This is a genomic window from Actinospineispora spinosispora DSM 44797, assembly GCF_000429025.1.
Lineage (GTDB): Bacteria > Actinomycetota > Actinomycetes > Mycobacteriales > Pseudonocardiaceae > Pseudonocardia > Pseudonocardia spinosispora.
In genome coordinates, this window is record NZ_KE386833.1 from 1,125,146 (window position 1) to 1,144,919 (window position 19,774).

Annotated in this window: 19 protein-coding genes; 10 read left to right on the forward strand and 9 right to left on the reverse strand. The window is 66.9% G+C overall.

Annotated features, from left to right (window positions below; all coding sequences use genetic code 11):
* The 5 genes from G406_RS0129070 to G406_RS0129090 are packed head-to-tail and all read right to left on the reverse strand — an operon-like array spanning window position 1 to window position 5,116.
* Window positions 1–720: a DNA alkylation repair protein gene (locus G406_RS0129070; RefSeq protein WP_051342806.1), complete on the reverse strand. Its 720-nt coding sequence runs from the start codon at window positions 718–720 to the stop codon at window positions 1–3.
* A complete protein-coding gene (locus tag G406_RS0129075) occupies window positions 720–1,682 on the reverse strand; it encodes a TAXI family TRAP transporter solute-binding subunit (protein ID WP_037078600.1) in 963 nt (320 codons plus the stop codon). The genes G406_RS0129070 and G406_RS0129075 overlap by 1 nt, the downstream gene beginning before the upstream one ends.
* Window positions 1,679–3,085 carry a sensor histidine kinase gene (locus G406_RS0129080; RefSeq protein ID WP_028936502.1) on the reverse strand — a complete coding sequence of 469 codons (1,407 nt, stop codon included), beginning with the start codon at window positions 3,083–3,085 and terminating at the stop codon, window positions 1,679–1,681. The genes G406_RS0129075 and G406_RS0129080 overlap by 4 nt, the downstream gene beginning before the upstream one ends.
* 22 nt (window positions 3,086–3,107) lie before the next feature.
* On the reverse strand, window positions 3,108–3,770 hold the full coding sequence (locus G406_RS0129085; protein ID WP_028936503.1) for a response regulator transcription factor: 663 nt from the start codon (window positions 3,768–3,770) through the stop codon (window positions 3,108–3,110).
* Window positions 3,771–3,778: 8 nt separating this feature from the next.
* Window positions 3,779–5,116 (reverse strand): MFS transporter, encoded by a 1,338-nt coding sequence (locus G406_RS0129090; protein WP_028936504.1) that lies wholly within the window; start codon window positions 5,114–5,116, stop codon window positions 3,779–3,781.
* An 859-nt stretch (window positions 5,117–5,975) separates the two neighbouring features.
* Between G406_RS0129090 and G406_RS56190 the strand changes: the two genes are divergently transcribed.
* A complete protein-coding gene (locus G406_RS56190; protein ID WP_169736806.1) occupies window positions 5,976–6,203 on the forward strand; it encodes a DUF2283 domain-containing protein in 228 nt (75 codons plus the stop codon).
* Between the two features lie 526 nt (window positions 6,204–6,729).
* On the opposite strand, the gene G406_RS0129095 is transcribed toward G406_RS56190, so the two are convergent.
* Window positions 6,730–7,434, reverse strand: coding sequence for an ABC transporter ATP-binding protein (locus G406_RS0129095; RefSeq protein ID WP_028936505.1), 705 nt, complete (start codon window positions 7,432–7,434; stop codon window positions 6,730–6,732).
* A gap of 546 nt (window positions 7,435–7,980) precedes the next feature.
* Window positions 7,981–8,682 carry a DUF2306 domain-containing protein gene (locus G406_RS50630; RefSeq protein ID WP_037078603.1) on the reverse strand — a complete coding sequence of 234 codons (702 nt, stop codon included), beginning with the start codon at window positions 8,680–8,682 and terminating at the stop codon, window positions 7,981–7,983.
* 127 nt (window positions 8,683–8,809) lie between these two features.
* Here G406_RS50630 and G406_RS0129110 point away from each other — a divergent pair, with 127 nt between their 5' ends.
* From G406_RS0129110 to G406_RS0129125, 4 genes are all read left to right on the forward strand, one after another.
* Window positions 8,810–9,493: a TetR/AcrR family transcriptional regulator gene (locus G406_RS0129110; protein ID WP_028936506.1), complete on the forward strand. Its 684-nt coding sequence runs from the start codon at window positions 8,810–8,812 to the stop codon at window positions 9,491–9,493.
* Between the two features lie 225 nt (window positions 9,494–9,718).
* Complete coding sequence (locus G406_RS0129115) at window positions 9,719–9,856, forward strand: hypothetical protein (protein WP_156935207.1); 138 nt, start codon at window positions 9,719–9,721, stop codon at window positions 9,854–9,856.
* Window positions 9,857–10,113: 257 nt separating this feature from the next.
* Complete coding sequence (locus G406_RS0129120; RefSeq protein WP_245607246.1) at window positions 10,114–11,424, forward strand: aromatic ring-hydroxylating oxygenase subunit alpha; 1,311 nt, start codon at window positions 10,114–10,116, stop codon at window positions 11,422–11,424.
* The gene (locus G406_RS0129125) at window positions 11,421–11,921 is read left to right on the forward strand and encodes an aromatic-ring-hydroxylating dioxygenase subunit beta (RefSeq protein ID WP_028936509.1); all 501 of its coding nucleotides are present in this window, start codon (window positions 11,421–11,423) and stop codon (window positions 11,919–11,921) included. The genes G406_RS0129120 and G406_RS0129125 overlap by 4 nt, the downstream gene beginning before the upstream one ends.
* Before the next feature lie 410 nt (window positions 11,922–12,331).
* Here the strand turns inward: G406_RS0129125 and G406_RS57945 are convergent, their stop codons facing one another.
* Complete coding sequence (locus tag G406_RS57945) at window positions 12,332–12,574, reverse strand: hypothetical protein (protein ID WP_169736770.1); 243 nt, start codon at window positions 12,572–12,574, stop codon at window positions 12,332–12,334.
* 10 nt (window positions 12,575–12,584) lie between these two features.
* On the opposite strand from G406_RS57945, the gene G406_RS0129135 reads away from it, so the two are divergent.
* The 3 genes from G406_RS0129135 (at window position 12,585) to G406_RS0129145 (ending at window position 15,713) form a co-directional block, all read left to right on the forward strand.
* Window positions 12,585–13,181 (forward strand): HlyD family secretion protein, encoded by a 597-nt coding sequence (locus G406_RS0129135; protein WP_211241276.1) that lies wholly within the window; start codon window positions 12,585–12,587, stop codon window positions 13,179–13,181.
* A gap of 193 nt (window positions 13,182–13,374) precedes the next feature.
* Window positions 13,375–14,820: a purine-cytosine permease family protein gene (locus tag G406_RS50635; protein WP_084216465.1), complete on the forward strand. Its 1,446-nt coding sequence runs from the start codon at window positions 13,375–13,377 to the stop codon at window positions 14,818–14,820.
* The gene (locus G406_RS0129145; RefSeq protein WP_051342808.1) at window positions 14,817–15,713 is read left to right on the forward strand and encodes a polysaccharide deacetylase family protein; all 897 of its coding nucleotides are present in this window, start codon (window positions 14,817–14,819) and stop codon (window positions 15,711–15,713) included. The genes G406_RS50635 and G406_RS0129145 overlap by 4 nt, the downstream gene beginning before the upstream one ends.
* Here the strand turns inward: G406_RS0129145 and G406_RS0129150 are convergent.
* Window positions 15,676–17,226, reverse strand: coding sequence for a PucR family transcriptional regulator (locus G406_RS0129150; RefSeq protein ID WP_028936513.1), 1,551 nt, complete (start codon window positions 17,224–17,226; stop codon window positions 15,676–15,678). The two genes, G406_RS0129145 and G406_RS0129150, sit on opposite strands and share 38 nt — an antisense overlap.
* 161 nt (window positions 17,227–17,387) lie before the next feature.
* On the opposite strand from G406_RS0129150, the gene G406_RS0129155 reads away from it, so the two are divergent.
* A complete protein-coding gene (locus G406_RS0129155; RefSeq protein ID WP_028936514.1) occupies window positions 17,388–18,749 on the forward strand; it encodes an MFS transporter in 1,362 nt (453 codons plus the stop codon).
* A complete protein-coding gene (gene speB, locus G406_RS0129160) occupies window positions 18,746–19,708 on the forward strand; it encodes an agmatinase (protein ID WP_028936515.1) in 963 nt (320 codons plus the stop codon). Before G406_RS0129155 ends, speB begins: the two co-directional genes overlap by 4 nt.
* The last annotated feature ends 66 nt before the right edge of the window (window positions 19,709–19,774 follow it).

The following is a 19,774-nucleotide window of genomic DNA, read 5'->3' on the forward strand; positions in this document are numbered from 1 at the left end:
CTATCCGGCACCGATGTGCTTGAGTGCCTCGCGCCGGGACAGCGGGGACAGTCCGGGGTGGGCCCGCACGAAGGCACGCACCCACTCGGGGTCGACGCGCGCGTACTGGCGTAGTGCCCACCCGATTCCTTTGCGGAGGAAGAAGTCGGGCTCGTCGATGGCGGCCTCGATACAGTCGGACAACAGGACCAGGTCGGTGGCCTTGCCCGCGCCCAGCTGGCAGATGATCGCGGTCCGGCGCAGCCACCGGTCGGGATCCGCCGACCAGGCGCGGATCATCGGTTCGAGGTCCCCGGGGCGTCGGTCCAGCAGCGGACCGATGCGCCTGGCCGCGATCTCGTCGACGTAGTCCCACCAGGCCCCGTCCACGATCCAGTCCCGGTACAGCGGAACGAGCTGGGGGACGAGGTGGGCGCGGTAGCGTCGGTTGCCGGTGATCGACAACGCGAGGTAGCGCTCCTCCCGGTACGTCGCTTCGTCCCACAGGGTTCGGACCGCCAGCTCGAACGTCGTGATGGCGGCGAGCGGATGGTCGGGGACCAGCCGGCGCTCGAGCTGTGTGCGCAGTGGCTTCGGTACCCCGAGGAACGGCATCTCCGAGCGCATGTACTGCTGCATCCCGGGTGCGGCGGCCGGGTCGGCGAGCTGCAGCAAGCCGTCCCTGACGGCCGCGACCAGGGCGTCGGCCTCGGATCGGGTGGCGCCAGAGTGTCCGGTCATCAGCCGTGCAGCGCCCGATAGGCGGCGACGGCCCCTCGGTGCAAGGGGATGTCACCGGTGACGATCAGGCTGCGCGGGTCCAGGAACTGCGTGCCGAGGGCCTGCCGGGGGACCAGGTGGGCGGCGCGCGTGACCAACACGCGGGTGACCGCACCGACGAGCTCCGGGTCGGCGCCGGGGGAGCACACCAGCAGGTTCGCCACGCCGATCGTGGTCACCGCCGAGGCGGGTCCGTACGCGTCGGCGGGCACCGAGGCGGGCTCGTACACCGGGCCGTAGGTCGCCCGCAACGCCGGGATGACGTCCCCCAGCGGTACGAGTCGGATGCCCTTGCGCGCATCCAGGGCGGCCAGTGCGGGTGTCGGGACGCCGCCGGACCACAGCATGGCGTCGATGCCACCGCCTTCCAGCGCGGCGGTCGCGTCGGCGAGTGGGCGGTGCTGGACCGTCACCGGGTCTCGCGGCGCGGTGGGACTGAGCCCTGTGACGGCCAGCAGCCGATCGCCGATCAGCTCGGCGCCGGAGCCCTGGGCACCGAGCGACAGCGTCCTCCCGGCGAGTTCGGAGACCGAGTGGACCGGGCTGGCCGCCTGCACGACCAGCTGCAGATAGTTCTCGTAGACCCGCCCGACTGCGACCAGCGAGCCCGGAGGGCCTGGTGTCTGGGCCGCGTCGCTGAGCACGAGCGCCAGGTCGACCTCACCGGCACGCAGCAGCCCGACGTTGTCGATGCTGCCTTCGGTGGCGACCGGCTCCGCCCGCAGCCGCGGCACCAGGGCCTCGATCTGCGCGGCGAGCAGCTCGGCGAACTCCAGGTAGAGACCACCCGGCTCGCCTCCGGCGATGCGGATCGTGCGCGCCGGACCGGCGTAGAGACTGTCGGCGCAGCCCGTCGCGCAGGCCGCGACACCGAGCGCGAGCGTGTGCAGCGCGGTCCGGCGGGTCATCGACGGGATGGTCATCGGTCCGCGCCCACCTGGGCCCGGGGCAGAGCCACCCGGACGGTCAGCCCGGACGGCTCGTTCGGGAGCACCCGGAGGGTGCCGCCTCGGGCGGTGACCAGCCGGTCGGCGATGGCGAGCCCGAGGCCGGTCCCGGGGCTGTCGCCGGTACGGGCCGCGCGCCAGAAGCGCTGGGTCGCGCGGGTGCGTTCGTCCTCGGACAACCCGCGCCCGGTATCGCTCACGTCGAGCTCGACGGAGTCCTGACGCAGCGTCGCCGAGACGCTGACCGTCGCTCCCGGACCGGCGTAGCGGATGGCGTTGTCGATCAGGACGTCCAGGACCTGCGACAGCTCGGAGTCGGTGCCGGCCACCGGAGCCATCGCCTCCGGTGCGACGGGCAGCTCGTCGACCAGCTCTACCCCGGCGTCGTGTGCCGCGAGCCGCCAGGCATCGAGCCTGCCGAGTACGACCACGTCCGGCCAGCACCAGGGCGTGCCGTCGTACTCGGGGTGGGCCGCGACCTGGTCGGCGGACGCCAACGCGAGCAGCCCGTCGAGCAGCGATTCCAGCCGCTCGACCTCGGCCGCCATCGATCGGTACGCCGGCTGGGCGTGTGGTGCGACGTCCGGCGCGAGCGAGTCGACCCGGAGCCGCAACGCGGCGAGCGGGTTGCGGAGCTGATGGGAGGCGTCGGCGACCAGCTGACGTTCCTTGTCGGAGGCGGCCACGACCGCATCGGACATCTTGTTGAACGACACGGCGAGCGCCCGGAGCTCGGGTGGCCCGCCGCCACCGGGCACGTGGGTGCCCTGCCGTCCGGCGGCGACCGCGAGCACTCCGCCCTCCAGCTGCGCCAGCGGGCGCAGCACCCACCGCGCCAGCACCATCGCGAGCGCCACGAAACCCAGCGCCGCGACGATCGCGCCGGCCAGGACCGTCGCCCAGGACCGGGCCACGTCGTCGGCGGCGTTCACCACCGAGATACGGAGCGCGACGACGCCGCCGATGTGGGTATCGGTGCCGATCGGACGGGTCAGGGTCACGCTGTCCCGGGACCAGGGTCGCAGCTGGGGCAGCCGTTGGCCGGGCTCGTTGCGCAGGGCACCCGCGATGAGCGGCGCGAGACCGGGTTCATCGGCACTGATGTCGCCGGCCGCGACGATGGGCCTGCGCTGTTCGAGGATCAGCACGCCCTCCTGGTAGAGCGCGGCGTAGGCCTTGGCCTCCTGGGTGACCGTGGTGCGGTCACCGGTGGTGATGCTCTGCTGGGCGAGCACGGCGAACCGGTCGAGCGCAGCCACGCGGTCGATCAGCAGGCGTTGGGTCCGCTCCGCCGCCGTGCTGCTGAGCAGCGGCCAGGCGAACCCGGTGACCGCGACCGCCGCGAAGGTCAGCAGCGCGATCAGCAGTCGACGCCGCACGGTGGTCCCACTGTCGTCGCTCTCACCCGAGCCGGTATCCGTAGCCTCGAATGGTCCGCAGCTGCTCCGGGTTGCCGAGCTTGGACCGCAGGGTCGCCATGTGGACGTCCAGCGACCGGGACACCGCGAGGTACGCGTCGCCCCACACCTGGTCCATGATCTGCTGACGGCTCACCGCGGTGCCGACCTTGCGCGCTAGCACCGTGAGCACGTCGAACTCCTTGTTGGTCAGCTCGACCTGCTCGCCGCCGACCGACACCGTGCGGGCGTCGAGGTCGATGCTCAGACCGGCGACCTCGACGACCTGAGCACTGCCCGGCCCGGCGCCCTCGGCCGGTGTACGCCTGCTGACCGCCTCGATCCTGGCCAACAGCTCGCCGAGCCGGATCGGCTTGACCAGGTAGTCGTCGGCGCCGCCGCGCAGCCCACGCACCACGGATCGTTCGTCACCGCGCGCGGTCAGCACCAGCACCGGGATGGTGCTGATCTTGCGCAGCCTGCGCAGGACCTCGAGCCCGTCGATGTCCGGCAGGCCGAGATCGAGCAGGAGTACGTCCGCGTGATGGTGCGCGGTGAGTGCGTCGGCGCCGTGCCGGCGCCAGGTCGGCTGATGGCCGTTGGCGCCGAGCACGTCGACGAGGGCCTGGGCAACAGCGTCGTTGTCCTCGACCAGCAGTACCCGCATAGGTGCCCTCAGCTCGCCCGATGTGCCGTCCCGTCGGCGGAGGCGGCGTCAGCGTCCAGCGGCGAGTTACGTGAAGTCTCCCGCATGGTGCCGTACACGATCAACGAGATCAGCGCACAACCCGCAACGTAGTAGTAGAAACTCTCCTCGTAGCCAGCTTCCTTCAGCTTCAGCGCGACGAAAGGAACACTCCCGCCGAAGATCGCTACCGTTATTCCGTAGGGCAGCCCGACGCCCAAGGCGCGGATCTCGGTGGGAAATAGCTCAGCCTTCACGATGGCATTGATCGAAGTATACCCGCTCACGATCACAAGGCCGGCCATCATGATGGAAAAGGCGCCGTAAACATTGTGAGTGTCCGCAAGTATTGTCAGGAGCGGCACGGTACATAGAGTTCCGCCGAATCCAAAGAACAAGAGAAGAGGTCGACGGCCGATGCGGTCGGATAGTGCCCCTATCGCTGGCTGCATAGCAATAAAAATCAGTAGCGCGATGAAGTTGATCACAGCCACCGATTCCCTAGGGATCTTCGAAGTCAACTCCATAAATTGTAGTAGATAGTTGGTGAATGTGTAGAACGCCACGGTTCCGCCGAGGGTCAGACCCACGACGATCAAGCACTGTCGAGGGTACTGCATCAAGACACGCAGTCCGCCACGCGATGTACTGTTATTCTTACTCGCGGCGGTGTAGCTTGCGGACTCGTCCATGCTGCGGCGCAGATACATCGCAATGACCGCGCCGAGAGCGCCGATGGCAAATGCGATCCGCCATCCCCAGCTCTCGAGAGCCTCTTTGCCAAGGATCTGATTCAAGAGGATCTGAAGGCCTAGGGCGACCAACTGTCCTGCTACGAGCGTGACGTATTGGAAGCTGGAATAGAAGCCGCGCTTGCCGGCGGTCGCTACCTCCGACATGTAGGTCGCGGAGGTGCCGTATTCACCACCAACAGACAAACCCTGGAGTAGCCGGGCTACTACGAGTAGAATTGGAGCGGCAATACTGATGGTGGAATATCCAGGGGTCACAGCAATGAGGAGTGAGCCGCCGGCCATGAGGGTAACCGATACAGTGAGTGAGCGACGGCGGCCATAGCGGTCGGCGAAAAGGCCGAAGAGCCATCCGCCGAGCGGTCGCATCAGGAAGCCCACTGCGAAGATTGCAGCGGTGTTCAGTACCTGAGCGGTAAGGTTTCCGCGGGGGAAGAACGTAGCCGCGAAATAGGTGCTGAATGCCAGGTATGTATACCAGTCGTACCACTCGATCAGATTTCCGATCGAGCCTTTGGTGATGTTGCTGATCACGCGCCGCTCGCTGGATGGAGCGGTGTCCGTAGAGTGCGTCATTGGGCCTCCAGTGGTGATGTGGATGACGATCGCGTCTCGGGGAGTGCCCGACAAGGTGGTGGAGGCTGTATTTACATCCGCTTAGTGTTCGGCCTGCGACATGCAGGGGTGTCGTGCCTGACCCCGGTGCTACTACACGTTGTTCGTCGCTGCCGGCACCAGGTTGTTGAGTCGCGCCACTTGGTGAACTGGGCTTGCATGAGGGGTAAGCCGTATCAGCGTTCTATGAGGAGCGCTCAAGCTGCAGCTATCGGTAAGGGTTCGGGCGAAGGAGCCTGAGGTCGTGTGACACTCCGAGACAAGCTAGCGCCCTAGCAGGAAGATCGGTAAAGATCAACCGCTACCTTGTCTATCAGACGAAGATGGCAGCTTTTCGAAGATGCTGCCACAGACTGTAAAGATGACGTACTTACTCGCAGTCGACGGAGTAGCCTGGATTCGCTCCAAAGCGGAAGATGTCCAAGGGGAAGATGAGTGAAACTTGACTGAGGTGGGTCCTGTCAGAAAGCTCGCCAGCATGCTCGTCGTCGGATTTAGTGCGGTGCTGCTCCTCCTTACCACGACTTCGGTTGCAGCGGGCGCGACGGTTCAGGCTGAGCCTGTTCATCGCCTGACTCTGGGTGGACCCGACAGGGTTTCGGGTTACAGTATTCACGCTAGAGATCAGATGAGGCTTCGAGGTATCACCGAGCAAGACGTAGAGCTAACGGTAATGCTGCACGCAGGGGCAAGTTTTCGGAATCGCGAGGGGAGCTGGCAATATTCCGACAGGCAGAATCCGGGTGGTGCGGTTGTTTGTCTTAACGATGACGGATGGGTAGTCACGGTGTGGTGGAAAGACAGGCGGGAGCGGCGTTAAGTGAAGAGCGTGAATGAGTATCCGATGATAACGAGCCGAGACGCCGATAATAATGTAGCGTACCTGGCCTTTGCGTCACTCAAGCCGGGCGGATCAGCTTACAGTCTCACCGCGCAAGATGCGGATGGCGAGACCGCCTTAGTGCTGGATTTCGGGCATGATGGCGAGCTTCTCGGTATCGAGATGCTTAATGCTGAACGGCAAATGCCCAGACTATATCGAATTTGACGGTTTATACCAAGATAGTATCCATCCCACGTAAAGCTTGGAGTTGATTCTCGTGAGAGTAGTAGCAGCTTCGATTATTTCTGTGGCGCTATCGCTTTCCGGCTTGCTGTTTGCTGCCGGCTCTGCGAATGCTTCACCAGGAGAGCATCCCTGTGGGAAGTCTGTTGAAGACGGCGTTCCGCCGACAATTTTCTGGAGCAACTGTGATCCTCAGCCGGTGACACTGCATATTGATTACCTAATGTTGCCGGATCGAAACCATTGCTTGCAGTCTGGTGAGACTCAGTGGTTTGGTCCGCCCGCCGGGACCGATGCAGACACTTCGGGAGTGAACAATGTGAAAGACGTGACTCTAGTTAGGAAGGGTTGCTAGCTGCTATCGCGCCATCTACGCCGCCCGGCTGACGCTGAGTGTGCCCGGGTGAAGTAGGCAATAGTGCCAGTTCGAGTAAGGCTCCCTGTAGGAGCCTTACTCGTGCGTACGTGGGTCGACGGTTGAACAACTCTGTCTGAGCATTGCCGACGGTCAGGCGCTGACCTTGTCGAGCTTGGTGCGTCGGTTGAGGACCGGGTCGTCGCTGCGGATCAACCCGTCGCGCAACCAGACCCGGCGGGTGCAGTACTCCGCCACCTCGTCCTCGTGCGTGATGATCACGATCGTCGCGCCCGCCGCGTTCAGCTCGGTGAACAGCTCCATGATCTCGGTCGTCGACTTGGTGTCGAGCGCGCCCGTCGGCTCGTCGGCCAGAATGATCGCGGGGTCGTTGATCAAGGCGCGGGCAATGGCGACGCGCTGCTTCTGACCACCCGACAGTTCGCTCGGCACGTGCCCCAGACGAGTACCGAGCCCGACCCGTTCTAGGGCTGCCCTGGCCTTGGCGCGGCGATTGCGGACACCGTTGTACACCAATGGCAATTCCACATTCCGAATTGCGCTGGTCCGCGGAATCAAATTGAAGGACTGGAACACGAAGCCGATTTTCTGGCCACGGGCCTTGGCCAGCTGCTTCTTGGACAGCTTCGTCACGTCGACGCCGTCCAACAGGTAGTGCCCGGTCGACGGGGCGTCCAGGCAGCCCAGGATGTTCATCAACGTGCTCTTGCCCGACCCTGACGGCCCCATGATCGCGACCATCTCACCAGCTGAAACATTCAGGTCGATCCCGTGCAGGATCGTCATCTGTCCCTCGGCCATGCTGAAGGACTTCTTGATGCCCTCGAGTTCGATCATCACGCTCCTAGGTCGAAGCGCCGTTGCTCCACGTCAGTCGGTCCAGCGCCGTCGTTCCACGTCGACAATAGTTGATCGCCACTGAGAGACCACTGGGAGCAACGAATTCACCGGCGTCATTAAGAATTACCTGTGAATTCCGACCGCTTTCGACTCGTCGTCGAGGCCGGCGGACCATTCTCGCAGGGTAGTGCGGCCGGTTACGGAGAGGAAAAGCGCCAGCTCAGCGCCGCGGGACGAGCGCCGACGCAGCCTCTGACCACGGGATTGTCTTGTCACGGCCCGGTCTCGGACGACGCTGGAGACGTGCGACGTGATGACTATCACGTCGATCCGTCGCGAGTGCCCGAAAGCGGGCGGAGGGACGGAGGGGCCCGTCGCCGTCGACCCGAGGTGGATACTGGGCGACACGTATCGTGCGTCGGAGCAGCTTGCGGGAGGAGCACAACGTCGTGAACCCCTTTACCAGGATTGCTCTGGAGGCGGCCGCGCTCATCATCGGGTTCATCGTTCTCGCGGTGCTCCTGGCCTACCTGGGCGGAGCGTTCACGTTCGGCTCCCAGTGAGCTCGGGAGCCGGGCGAGCGGAGACGCGCGTGCGCTCCAGCCACCATTCCGCGACCAGAATGTTGACCACCCAGCTCAGCCACACGCTCGCGCCGGCCGCTGCCTGGATCATCGCGGTCTCGTTGCCGCCGTACGTGGTGTCCAGCTGAGTCTCGGCGACGGCGAGGCAGGCGAAGAGCCATACCCGGTTGGCGACGATCGACGTGGTCAGCGCGAAGCTGCGGATCATCCATCTGCGATGTTCCGCGTAGCGACGCCGACGCGCGGTTCGGTAGCCCCGCACCGAGGTGTACAGCCACAGCACGGCGAGCAGTGTGTTGCCGATCGACGAGACGAACCCGCTGCTGCTCACCGGCGCGACACCGAGCACCAGGACGGCGGCGGGGAACACGCCCAGGAAGAAGTAGGCGCGTCCGGCCAGCCGGTGAAGGAGTGGGAAGTGCCGCCGTAACCACGGCCACACCTGCAGGCAGCAGGTGAGCAGGGCGACCGAGCCGAAGAAGATATGTCCGACCAGCAGGGCGTAGTGCGGCGGATATCCCGGGCGCGGCGGTACGAGCGACTGGGCCGGATCGAGCGTGAGATAGCGGGGGAGCGACACCACCAGGAAGAGAACGACGAGGACGAGCAGCGGCGCGATCCAGGGGCGTCGCCACCAGTAGGTGGCATTTCGGGTTCGCATGAATGGTCCTCCCGCACGTGTCGCCAAGGGCGGAACGCTGCTGGAACGGCGCTCCGCGTATAACGTACGCAGATGGGTATGGCGTACCCAGTAAATAATCGTCGGCGCTCGTCGACCGGGAGGTGGCATGGACGAGGACGTGCTCTGGGAGGGGCCGGCACGCCGTGGGCGCGGACCGAGGCCGGCGCTCAGTCGCGGGCTGATCGTCGGTCGCGCGGTCGAGATCGCTGATGCCGAGGGCTTCGAGGCGCTCTCCATGCAGCATCTGGCCCGACGGCTCGGCTTCGGCACGATGTCGCTCTACCGGCACATCGGCGGGAAGGACGAACTCGTCGCACTCATGCTCGACGCGGCCATCGGGCTCCCGTTGCTCGCGGGACCCGGCCCGTGGCGAACGCTGGTGCGTGACTGGGCCCATGGCATCCGGCAGGTGTTCCTCCGCCATCCGTGGACGCTGCCGCTGGTGCCCGTCGAGCGGGTCATGGGGCCGAACGAAAGCGCGTGGGCCGAGGCCGCGCTGAGTGCGTTCGCCGCGACCGGGCTACCGCCACCACTCCGGCTGGAGATGGTGATGCTGGTCAACAGCTATGTGCGAGGGTGCGTCGCGTTCGAGATCAGGCCGGCCCGAGCCGTGAGCCGGGACACGCTGGTCAGGGTCGGGCGGCTCGACGAGTTCCCGCTGCTCGCCGATGCGCTCGCCGGGTCGGAAGTGGATGGCGCCGCGCGAGACACCGGATTCGACTTCGGTCTCGAGCGAGTACTGGACGGGATCGAGGCCTTCCTGACGGCCGAACAATCGAACAATGGTTGACTTCACTGTGTCGCCTGACCCGGATCCGGTCGGCCGCACGGCACAATGGGCCTCGCACCCCTGGCAACTGCTCGGAAGGAATCATTCCCGTTGATTAAGCTGCGACTTCGTGCTTCCAAAGTCAAGCTGGGAGATCGGCTGATCGGGACGGGTGGCGAGCCCAATCGACTGGTGATGCAGGTGACTCGTACATCGCACGGGGTCAAACTCTCGCATGGTTCGTCCGTGGAGACGCAGTTCGCCGGAGATCCGTTGATCTGGATCATGCGCAACGAGCCGAGAGTGATCGAGGAAGAACTGCCGCACACGGTGTGGCGTCCACAGTCGTCGCGTCGCATTCATCAGTGGGAAGGCGACAAGTAAAGCCCCGCACCATCTCGACAAAGGGATAGTTTCTCCACCCTTCCTCGCCGTGCGCCATTCCGCGTGTCAACGGCGTGGTCTCGCCTGCCCGGCGACGTCGCAGGTCCTCGTCGCACACGTCGCGGCGGCTGTGACGCGCCGCGGCGGCGGTCGGAGGTGCCTTGACATCGGTCGTGTGCCATGATGTTCTCAATCTGCTTAATCCAGATTAAAACGACCGCCCGGTGCCTATCTCTCGCCTGGTGAAGGGAGCCACCGTGACACTGGCTGAGACCGTGAACGGCGCAACGATGACGCCCCCGGCCGAGGGATCGGGTCGCGCGGGTGTGCCCTACGAGGAGCTGATCCGGCCGAGTCAGGTGCATGGCTCGCTGTACACCGATCCGGCTGTGTTCGCAGATGAGCTGCAGCGCATCTGGTATCGCACGTGGGTCTACGTCGGCCACGTGAGTGAGATCGCCAAGCCGAACGACTACGTGCGCAAGAACATCGGACCGCAGGACGTCGTGATGACGCGCTCGGCCGACGGTGAGGTGCACCTGCTGCTGAACCGGTGCGCGCACCGGGGCAACCTGGTGTGCGAGGCGGACAGCGGGAACTCCAGCTCGTTCCGCTGCCCGTACCACGGCTGGACCTACCGCAACACCGGCGAGATGCTCGGCTACCCGCTCGTTCAGGGCTACGGCGGCAAGGGCAAGCTCGATCTCGGCCTCGGTCGGGTTCCCCGGGTCGAGGTCTATCAGGGTTTCGTGTTCGGCAGCTTCGCGCCCGACGGGCCGACCCTCGCCGAGCACCTGGGTCCCGCGGCCGGCGAGATCGACCGCCTCGTGCGACTCTCCCCGGAAGGCGAGATCGAGGTCACCGCGGGGTGGCTCAAGCACCGGGCGCGCGCCAACTGGAAGCTTCTCGCGGAGAACGAGACCGACGGCTACCACCCGCAGTTCGTCCACTCATCGATCTTCAGCGTCGCGCAGAGCGGTATCGGCGCGCTGTACAGCGACAAGTCGACGGCGGTCACCCGCGCGCTGGGCAACGGGCACAGCGAGAACGACCTGCGTCCGGAGTTCCGCCGGATCGGCCAGCCGATGGGCTGGTTCGGTACGACGGAGCAGAAGCTGCCCGACTACGTGGGCAAGATGCGCGCGCTGCACGGTCCGGCCGCCGAGGAGATCCTCATCGAGGGCGCTCCGCACGTGATGATCTTCCCGAACCTGTTCATCGCCGAGATTCAGATGTTCGCCATCCAGCCGCTCGCCGCCAACCTCACCGTGCAGCACGTCACGGCGGTCCAGCTGAAGGGTGCCCCCGACATGAACCGGCGCATGCTGCAGCAATGCGTCGGCTCGGTCGGTCCGGCGGGACTGCTGCTGGCCGACGACACCGAGATGTACGAGCGCAACCAGGCCGGTGTCGCCGAGCTGCGTCCGGAATGGCTCGACGTGCGCCGTGGCAACCACCGGGAGTACATCGACGAGCGCGGCCTCACCGTGGGCGGCGCGACCGACGAGACCGGCATGCGCGGGTTCTGGGAGCACTACAAGAAGCTGATGACCGAGGAGAGGGCATGACCGACACGGTCGCGGCGGAGCCGACGGTGCTGGACATCCGGCGGGTCGAGCAGTTCCTGTACCGCGAGGCGCGACTCGCCGACCAGCACCAGTACGACGAGTGGGAGTCGCTCTGGACCGACGACGCCGTCTACTGGGTACCGGCGGGTTCCGACGATGCGGACCCGATGAGCCGGATGTCGGTCATCCACGACAACCGCAACCGCATCTCGACCCGGCTCAAGCAGCTGCGGACGGGACGCCGGCACGCGCAGATTCCGCAGTCCAGGCTGTGCCGTGTGGTGTCGAACGTGGAGATCCTCGGTGCGGACGGCGCGGACACGACGGTCGAGGCGAACTTCGTGCTGGTCGAGTCGCGCGAGCGTGGCCGCGAACTCTGGGCGGGCCGCTACACCTACCGGCTCAGGGTCATCGACGGTGAGCTGCGGATGGCCTACAAGAAGGTCGCGCTGGTCGACAACGCCGGTGTCCTGCCGTCACTGGGTTTCCTGATCTGACCTCCCCGCATCCTGGGTCTCTGAGCGACCTCGCAGACGTTCGTGTTGCCTCGCAGAGGCCGCAGTGTCTGCGACGCAACACGTAGCTCTGCGAAGTGCCGACCTGTGTGCCGCCGTCGCGCCGGAGAGCGGCTGACTGCGCGGTGACCTGACCCCTTCCTCGGTCCGGTCTTCTATCGACGTCTGCTGGCCAGGACGCCGCTGGACATCGAGTTACTCGGGCATGTGGTCGATGTTGCCGTCCACGCGTGCCGGCCATCGTCGTCCTGACCGGGTGCGCCTCGTCGCGAACTGTCGGTGGAATGCGGCAGTCTCCTGGGGAGTTACCGAGAACACAAGCGGTTCAGGGATGAACCACTGTCACGAAGCACTTAAATAGAGTACGGTACGTACCGTTCACTAAAAATAAGTTACTCACGGCGCCCCCAGCGCCACACGCCCCACTTGGAGACCAGCGTGGAAGGATCGAGCGGATCCAGCACCGCTACCCGACCCCAGTCGTCGGAAAGCCGCGCGGCAACGAGCGCGGCGACGGGTAACGACACAGTCGCGCCCCCGGCCCCCGTCGAGGCCGCTGCGCCGGCCCAGTCGACTCCGCCGGAGAAGAAGAAGCTCAAGCGCTCCAGCCGATTGGCGCTGATCATCATCGCCATCATCGCCCTGGTGGCCGCACTCGGCTTCGGAGGCGCGTACTTCCTCTACTCCAGCAAGTTCGTCACCACCGACAACGCCCAGGTCGACGGCGACAAGATCGACTTCAACGCGCCGGCGACCGGCACCCTGACCAACTGGACCATCAGCCAGGGCTCCTCGGTCGAGACGAACCAGATCGTCGGCCGCATCCGGATCAACAGCAACGGTGTCCAGCAGACGATCAAGTCGCCGGGCAACGGCACGGTCGCGGTCAACAACGTCGTCAACGGCCAGTACGTCAACGCCGGCACCGAGCTGGCCACCGCGTACGACATGAGCAAGATCTATGTGACGGCTCGCGTCGACGAGACCGATGTCGAGGACGTGCACCCCGGTGCACTGGTCGACATCAGCGTCGATGCCTTCTCGGGCACGCCGGTCACCGGCATCGTCCAGGAGGTCCAGGGTTCGGCCGCCGGCGTGTTCTCCCTGTTCCCCGAGTCGAACAGCTCGGGCAACTTCCAGAAGGTCACGCAGGTCATCCCGGTCAAGATCGCCCTGGTCAACACCAACGGTGTGCAGCTCGCCCCCGGAATGAACGTCACGGTGCACATTCACAAGCAGTAGCTTGTGCGATCGCACAGCTGAGGTTCGACGGTTTGTTGCGATGGATCTCTGGTGACCAGCGGCGCCGACCCCGATGCTTATGGCTCGGGTTCGGCGCCGCTGTCGCGAGGAGGTCGCTGGTGACCGCCAGTTACGTAGTTGATGGAGCAAGCGGGGGAGCGTCGGCCTACCTGACCAGGGTGAGGTGGGCGCGATGACGAACGACGGTTCACTCGAAGCGACCGAGGTCGCGGAACATTCGCTACTGCCCGTGCCCCTGTCGGCGCGGACGTCCACCGCCGCCCACCAGTTCTGGATCTGGACCGGTGCCAACACCGCGCCGATCAACTGGGTGCTCGGGGCGATCGGTATCCACCTCGGGCTGAGCCTGTGGCAGACGATCGCCGTGCTGGTCGCCGGGAACGTGCTCGGGATGGGCATCTTCGGGCTGTTCGTGCTGATGGGCCAGAGCACCGGGGTCAGCCAGATGGTCCTGTCACGCAGTGCCTTCGGCAGGCGCGGCGCGTACCTGCCCGCTGTGCTGCAGGGCCTGCTGGCCGCCGGGTGGTGCGCGGTCAACACCTGGATCATCCTCGATCTGGTCGTCGCACTCTTCGGGAAGCTCGGCTACCAGGGCGGAACCGGGTTCAAGATCGTGGTCGCGGCCCTGATCATGATCATCCAGGTGGGCATCGCGGCCGTGGGCTTCCGGGCGATCGCCCGGTTCGAACGGTGGACGGTCCCGGTCACCGCCGTGGTGCTCGCGGCGATGACCGCGATCGCGTGGACCAGCACCGGAGTCCACTGGGACTACACCGGGCAGGGGCTGCGGGGCGCTGCGCTGTGGAGCGCGCTGAGCACCGTCATGACCGCGATCGGCATCGGCTGGGGCATCACCTGGTTCGCCTACGCCTCGGACTACTCCCGGTTCGTGCCACCCACCATGCCCAGGCGCACGGTGTACCTGGCCAGCGTTCTCGGCCAGTTCGTGCCCACCGTGTGGCTCGGCGTCTTCGGCGCGACACTGGCGACGGTCTCGGAGAAGGTCGACCCGGGACAGCTCGTGGTCGAGGCGTTCGGCGCGCTGGCCGTGCCGGTGATCCTGCTGGTCATCCACGGCCCGATCGCCACGAACATCCTGAACATCTACTCCTGCGGGCTGTGCGCGCAGACGGTGGACTGGCACGTCGACCGCCGCAGGCTCAGCTACGGGGTGGGCGTCGTCGCGTTCGCGTTCACCGTGTACCTGATCCTGCGCAACGACTTCGCCGCCGCGCTGGACGGCTGGCTGGCGGGTCTGGTCACCTGGGTCGCGCCGTGGGCGGCCATCATGGTCATCCACTTCTACTGGAAGAAGCGGCGACGCATCGACGTCGATGCACTGTTCGACCCGCCGGGTGGCGGACGGCTCGCCGACCTGAGCTGGCCGGCTCTCGTGGCGATGGTGGTCGGCATGGTGGCGACCTGGTCGTGCGAGTACGGAATCCCGTCGTTCCTGCAGGGACCGATCGCCGTCGCGCTCGGTGGGATCGATCTGTCCTGGCTCGCCGGGTCGGTCGTGGCCGCGGTCGTCTACCTGGCGCTGGTGCGGAGCCGGGACCCGGTGGTGCCGCCGCGCGAGCGCCCGTCGAAAGCGGCACCCAGGGTGGGGGAGCGGTGAACCCCGAGCTCGTCGATGCGACGAGGCCGGCCGATCCGATCATCTGGCCGCCGGGCTACCGCGCGGCGGCCGCGTTGACCTTCGACCTCGACGCCGAGGCGGCGATCCTGTCGCTGGACCCGTCGAGCGCCGACCGGCTGATGGTGATGTCGCACCAGGCCTACGGCCCGCTCACCGGCGTGCCCAGGTTGCTCGCGGTGCTGCGCAGGCACGGTCTGAAGGCGACGTTCTTCGTTCCGGGGTTCACCGCCGAGCGCTATCCGAGTGTGGTGGGCGCGATCGCGGAGGACGGTCACGAGATCGCCCATCACTCCTACCTGCACGAGACGACCCGGGGGATGAGCCGCTCGGCCGAAGCCGACATGCTGGACCGGGGGCTGCTGGCTCTGGAACGGGTCGGTGGGATTCGTCCGATCGGCTATCGGGCGCCGAACTGGGAGGTCAACCGGCACACTCCCGAGCTGCTGATCGAGCGCGGCTTCGAGTACGACAGCAGCCTGATGGACTGCGACGTCCCGTACGTGCTGGCGGGATCCCAGGACTCGGGCGCCGGTGACATCGTGCAGATCCCGGTGCACTGGGCGCTGGACGACTGGGAGCAGTACTGCTTCCTGCCGGGACTGGTCGGCAGCGGGTTGATCGAGAGTCCGCTCAAGGCGCTGGAGATGTGGTCCTGGGAGCTGGAGGCGATGCACGCCGAGGGGCAGTGCTTCGTCCTGACCGTGCACCCGTTCGCGTCCGGCAGGTTGGGCCGGGTCCGCGCGCTGGAGCGGCTCGTGGAGCTGATGCTGTCGCTGGACGGGCTGTGGGTCACGACGCTGGGGGAGATCGCGGCCCACACCCGCACCCTCGGGCTCACCCCGAGGTACTTCCCGCGGCCGGAGATCGGGTAGCGCCGGCGGCCTGTTCGCCCAGCAGGTCGAAGGCCTGCAGGCCCAGCCAGACCTCGGCGATGTCCCTCGACGTCGTGAGGTCCCTGCCGAGCAGCGCCTGGACCTTGCGCACCCGGTACAGGACCGTCTGCCGGTGGAGGTGCATCGCCGAGGCGGTGTGCTGCCAGGAACGCTTGTGCTCCAGGAAGGTCCGCAGCGTCGGCAGCAGCGGCGTCTCGTGCTGTTCGTCGTGGTCGAGCACCGGGCGCAGGGTCATCTCGACGAGGTTGCTCGCCTCCTCGAGGCTGGTCATGCCCAGCCACGGCACCGACTGGCCGTAGCGGGCGGCCGGGATGCCGGTGCTCTCCGCGATGCGCAGTGCCCAGCCCGCCTCCCTTGCTGCCTGGGGGAGGCGGTGCGACTCGCGTAGCGGGCCGCTCGACCCGGTCCGGCACCCCGGCCCGGCGGCGGTCCGCACCTTCTCGTGGCCCTCCGGGGTGTCCTCGATGAGCACCTGGGTCAGTTCGGACCTGGACAGCGTGATGTGTGTGATGCCGAGGTGCCACAGCGAGAGGTGAAGCTCCTGCAGGCGAGGCCGGTCGGCGCCGCTGATGCTGACCAGGACACTGCTCTCGGGGGCGAGCCCCTCCGCACGGAGCCTGCGGTCGCCGCCGGCCGGGTCGAGCTCGCCGTCCAGCAGCTGCGCCAGCAGCTCGGCGCCCGCTCTGCGACGGTGCTCCACCGCGCGCAACGACTGCGCCAGCTGTAGGCCGACGACGGTCGCCGCGTGCTGGATCAGGATGGGGTCGGGTAGCACGTCGTCGGCCGCGAAGACCAGCACCGCGCTGTCCTGGGTTGGCACGCCGATCAGCCGGATCTCGCGCCCGTCCTGGAGCGCCACGACGAACGTGCCTGCCCGGGTCCGGGCACCGGCGTCCTCGCGCCGGTTCCGCACCGCGTGGGCGATCAGGGTGTCCCGTTCGGGCGTGTCCGGGTACCACGGATGGCCGGTGTCGCGTGACCTGACCTGCACCTCGCAGCCCAGCTCCCTGGACAGCGAGGCCAGCAGCGCCGCGTGGTCGATGGGGCCGCCGGCCGCCCGGTGCACCACGTTGTAGATGCGCTCGGTACGGATGAGCCGTTGTGACTGTTCGAGCAGCGTCGCCTCGGCGACGGCCCGGGAGATGGACATGAACGGCATCGGGTGCTCGACCCACAGCACCGGCAGTCGGAGCCGGTCGCTGGTCTGGGCCAGCGCATCGGTCAGCTCGGGACAGCTCATCTGTTCGGCGATCGCCAACGCGCTCACGCCGAACTCCGCCAGCCGTTCGATGAACCAGCGCTGGCCAGTGGCGTCGGCGGGAAAGGACAGCCCGTTGGTCATCAGGAGCTCACCGCCGGCCAGCCAGTCCCACGGATCGGGCAGGTCGGAGGAATGGGCCCAGGACACGGTCCGGCCGAGCCCGGCGGCGCCGGAGTGCAGCCGCAGCCGCAGGTGCGGCATCTGCAGCAGCTCGGAGACGGTGACACTCATCGCGACACGCTAATGCGTTGAGGACGCTCGGTACAGGCTCGTTGTGCGATCGCTCAAGACGCCGGGCGCCGGTTGTCGCGATCGCCGTCTAGTCGCCCGTGGTGCGCGGCGGTGATCCTGGGTCGCATTCCGTTCCCGCCACACTCCGGGAGGAGCGACCGATGACATCCGGGCACCTCATCGACGATGCGCCACTGACGTCATTCCACAAGAAGCTCACCGCCTATTCGTCGGGCGGACCGTTCATCGACGGCTATGCACTGACCGTCATCGGCATCGCGCTGATCAGCCTCGCACCGTCGATGGGACTGTCGAACGCCGAGCTCGGCCTGGTCGGCGCGGCCAGCCTGGTCGGCGTGTTCGTCGGCGGCCTGGCCTTCGGCTACCTGACCGACCTGATCGGGCGGCAGGTCATGTACATCGTCGACCTGCTGGTGCTCGCGGTCGCCTCGATCGGTTCGGCCTTCGCTCCGAACATCTGGGTGCTGATCGGACTGCGGTTCGTGCTGGGGGTGGCGATCGGCGCCGACTACCCGATCGCGACCTCGCTGCTGGCCGAGTACCTGCCCCGACGCCAGCGCGGCCGGATGCTGGGCGCGGTGTTCGTCGTCTGGGCCGCGGGTGCCGCCGTCGCGTACGCGGTCGGTTTCCTGCTGCGCGACGCCGGTCCGGATGCCTGGCGGTGGCTGCTGGCCAGCCCCGCCGTCTTCGCGGTGATCACCCTGCTGTTGCGGCTCGGCACGCCGGAGTCGGCCCGCTGGCTACTCAGCAAGGGGCGGGTCGAGGAGGCCGACGCCGCGATCAAGAAGGTCTACGGACCGGAGTACGACGTCTCCCACCTGTCCGACGAACGACCGGCCGCGACCTCGTTCGGCGCGGTGTTCCGTAGGCCGCACCTCGGGCGCACGGCGTTCGTCTCGGTCTTCTGGACGGCCCAGGTGATCCCGCTGTTCGCCGTGTACACCTTCGCGCCGAACCTGTTCGAGTCTTTCGGCATGACCGGCGACGTCAACCTGTACGGCGGCTCGCTGATCATCGCCATGTTGTTCGTCGTTGGCGGCATACCCGGGTTGTGGCTGGTGGAGAGGATCGGACGCAGGGCGTTGTTGCTGTGGTCCTTCGGGGTCATCGCGGTCGCGCTCGCGTTGCGCGGGACCATCCCGCAGCTGGGCGCGGTGGGCTTCTTCGTGGCCCTGGCGGTGTTCGCCCTGGCGTCAGGCGCATCCAGTTTTCTCGAGGTCGTGTACCCGAACGAGCTGTTCCCGACCGAGGTTCGCGCGACCGCGGTCGGTGTCGGGACCGCCGTCAGCAGGATCGGTTCCGCAGTGAGCACCTATCTGCTTCCGCTGGCGCTGCTGCACGGCGGGACGGAGCTGGTGCTGCTGGTCGGTGCCGCGGTCTCGGCGCTGGGCTGGACGGCCACCCTCCTGTGGGCCCCCGAAACCCGAGGGCGGTCCCTCTCCAGTACGTCCGGCGCCGCGCAGAGCGACGCCGCACAGCCCGAAGGGGGTTTCATCCGATGAGCAGCCAGGACAGGATCGTCGCTCCGGTCGACGCGACCAAGGTCCCGAGGTTCGCCGGTCAGGGGACGTTCGCGCGACTGCCCATGGTCGACGCGGTGAGCGACTACGACATCGCCGTGCTCGGTGTTCCGTTCGACGGTGGGACCTCCTACCGTCCCGGAGCGCGGTTCGGGCCGATGGGCGTCCGGCAGGCGTCGCGGCACCTGCGCCCCGGCTACCACGTCGAGCTGGACACCACGCCGCTGGACACGGTGCAGGTCGTCGACGCGGGTGACGCCCCGTGCACGCCGTACGACATCGACGCGGCGATGGGGCAGGTCGAGTCGCATGCCAGGGAGGTGCTCGGAGACGGAGGCAGGAAGATCATCGCGATCGGTGGTGACCACACGGTCGCGCTGCCCATGCTGCGTGCCGCGCACGCCCAGCACGGCCCTCTCGCCCTGATCCACTTCGATGCCCACCTGGACACGTGGGACACCTACTTCGATGCGCCGCTGACGCACGGCACGGTGTTCCGGCGGGCGTTCGAAGAAGGCCTGTTCGCCGCGGACAGCTCCATCCACCTGGGCATCCGGGGCCCGGTCTACGACCGGATGGACTTCGCTGCCGACAGTGCTTTCGGCTTCCGGATTCTGCGCGCAGGCGACCTGGACGACATGGGCGTCCCGGAGGCGCTGGACACGGTGCGCCGCCGCGTCGGGGATGCCCCGGTGTACGTGTCGGTCGACATCGACGTGCTCGACCCCGCGTTCGCGCCGGGAACCGGTACGCCGGAGATGGGCGGCGTGACCAGCAGGGAACTGCTGCGCCTGCTGCGCGGCCTCGACGGGCTGCCCATCGTCGGCGCGGACGTCGTGGAGGTGGCACCCGCGTACGACCACGCCGAGATCACCTGCCTGGCGGCCGCAACGGTTGCCTTCGACCTGGCGACCCTGATGTCGAAGCACCCCTCCGGCTGACCTCGCAGACCGCGATGTCGCGTCGCAGACGCTGCAGTGTCTGCGACGCGACATGACGCTCTGCGA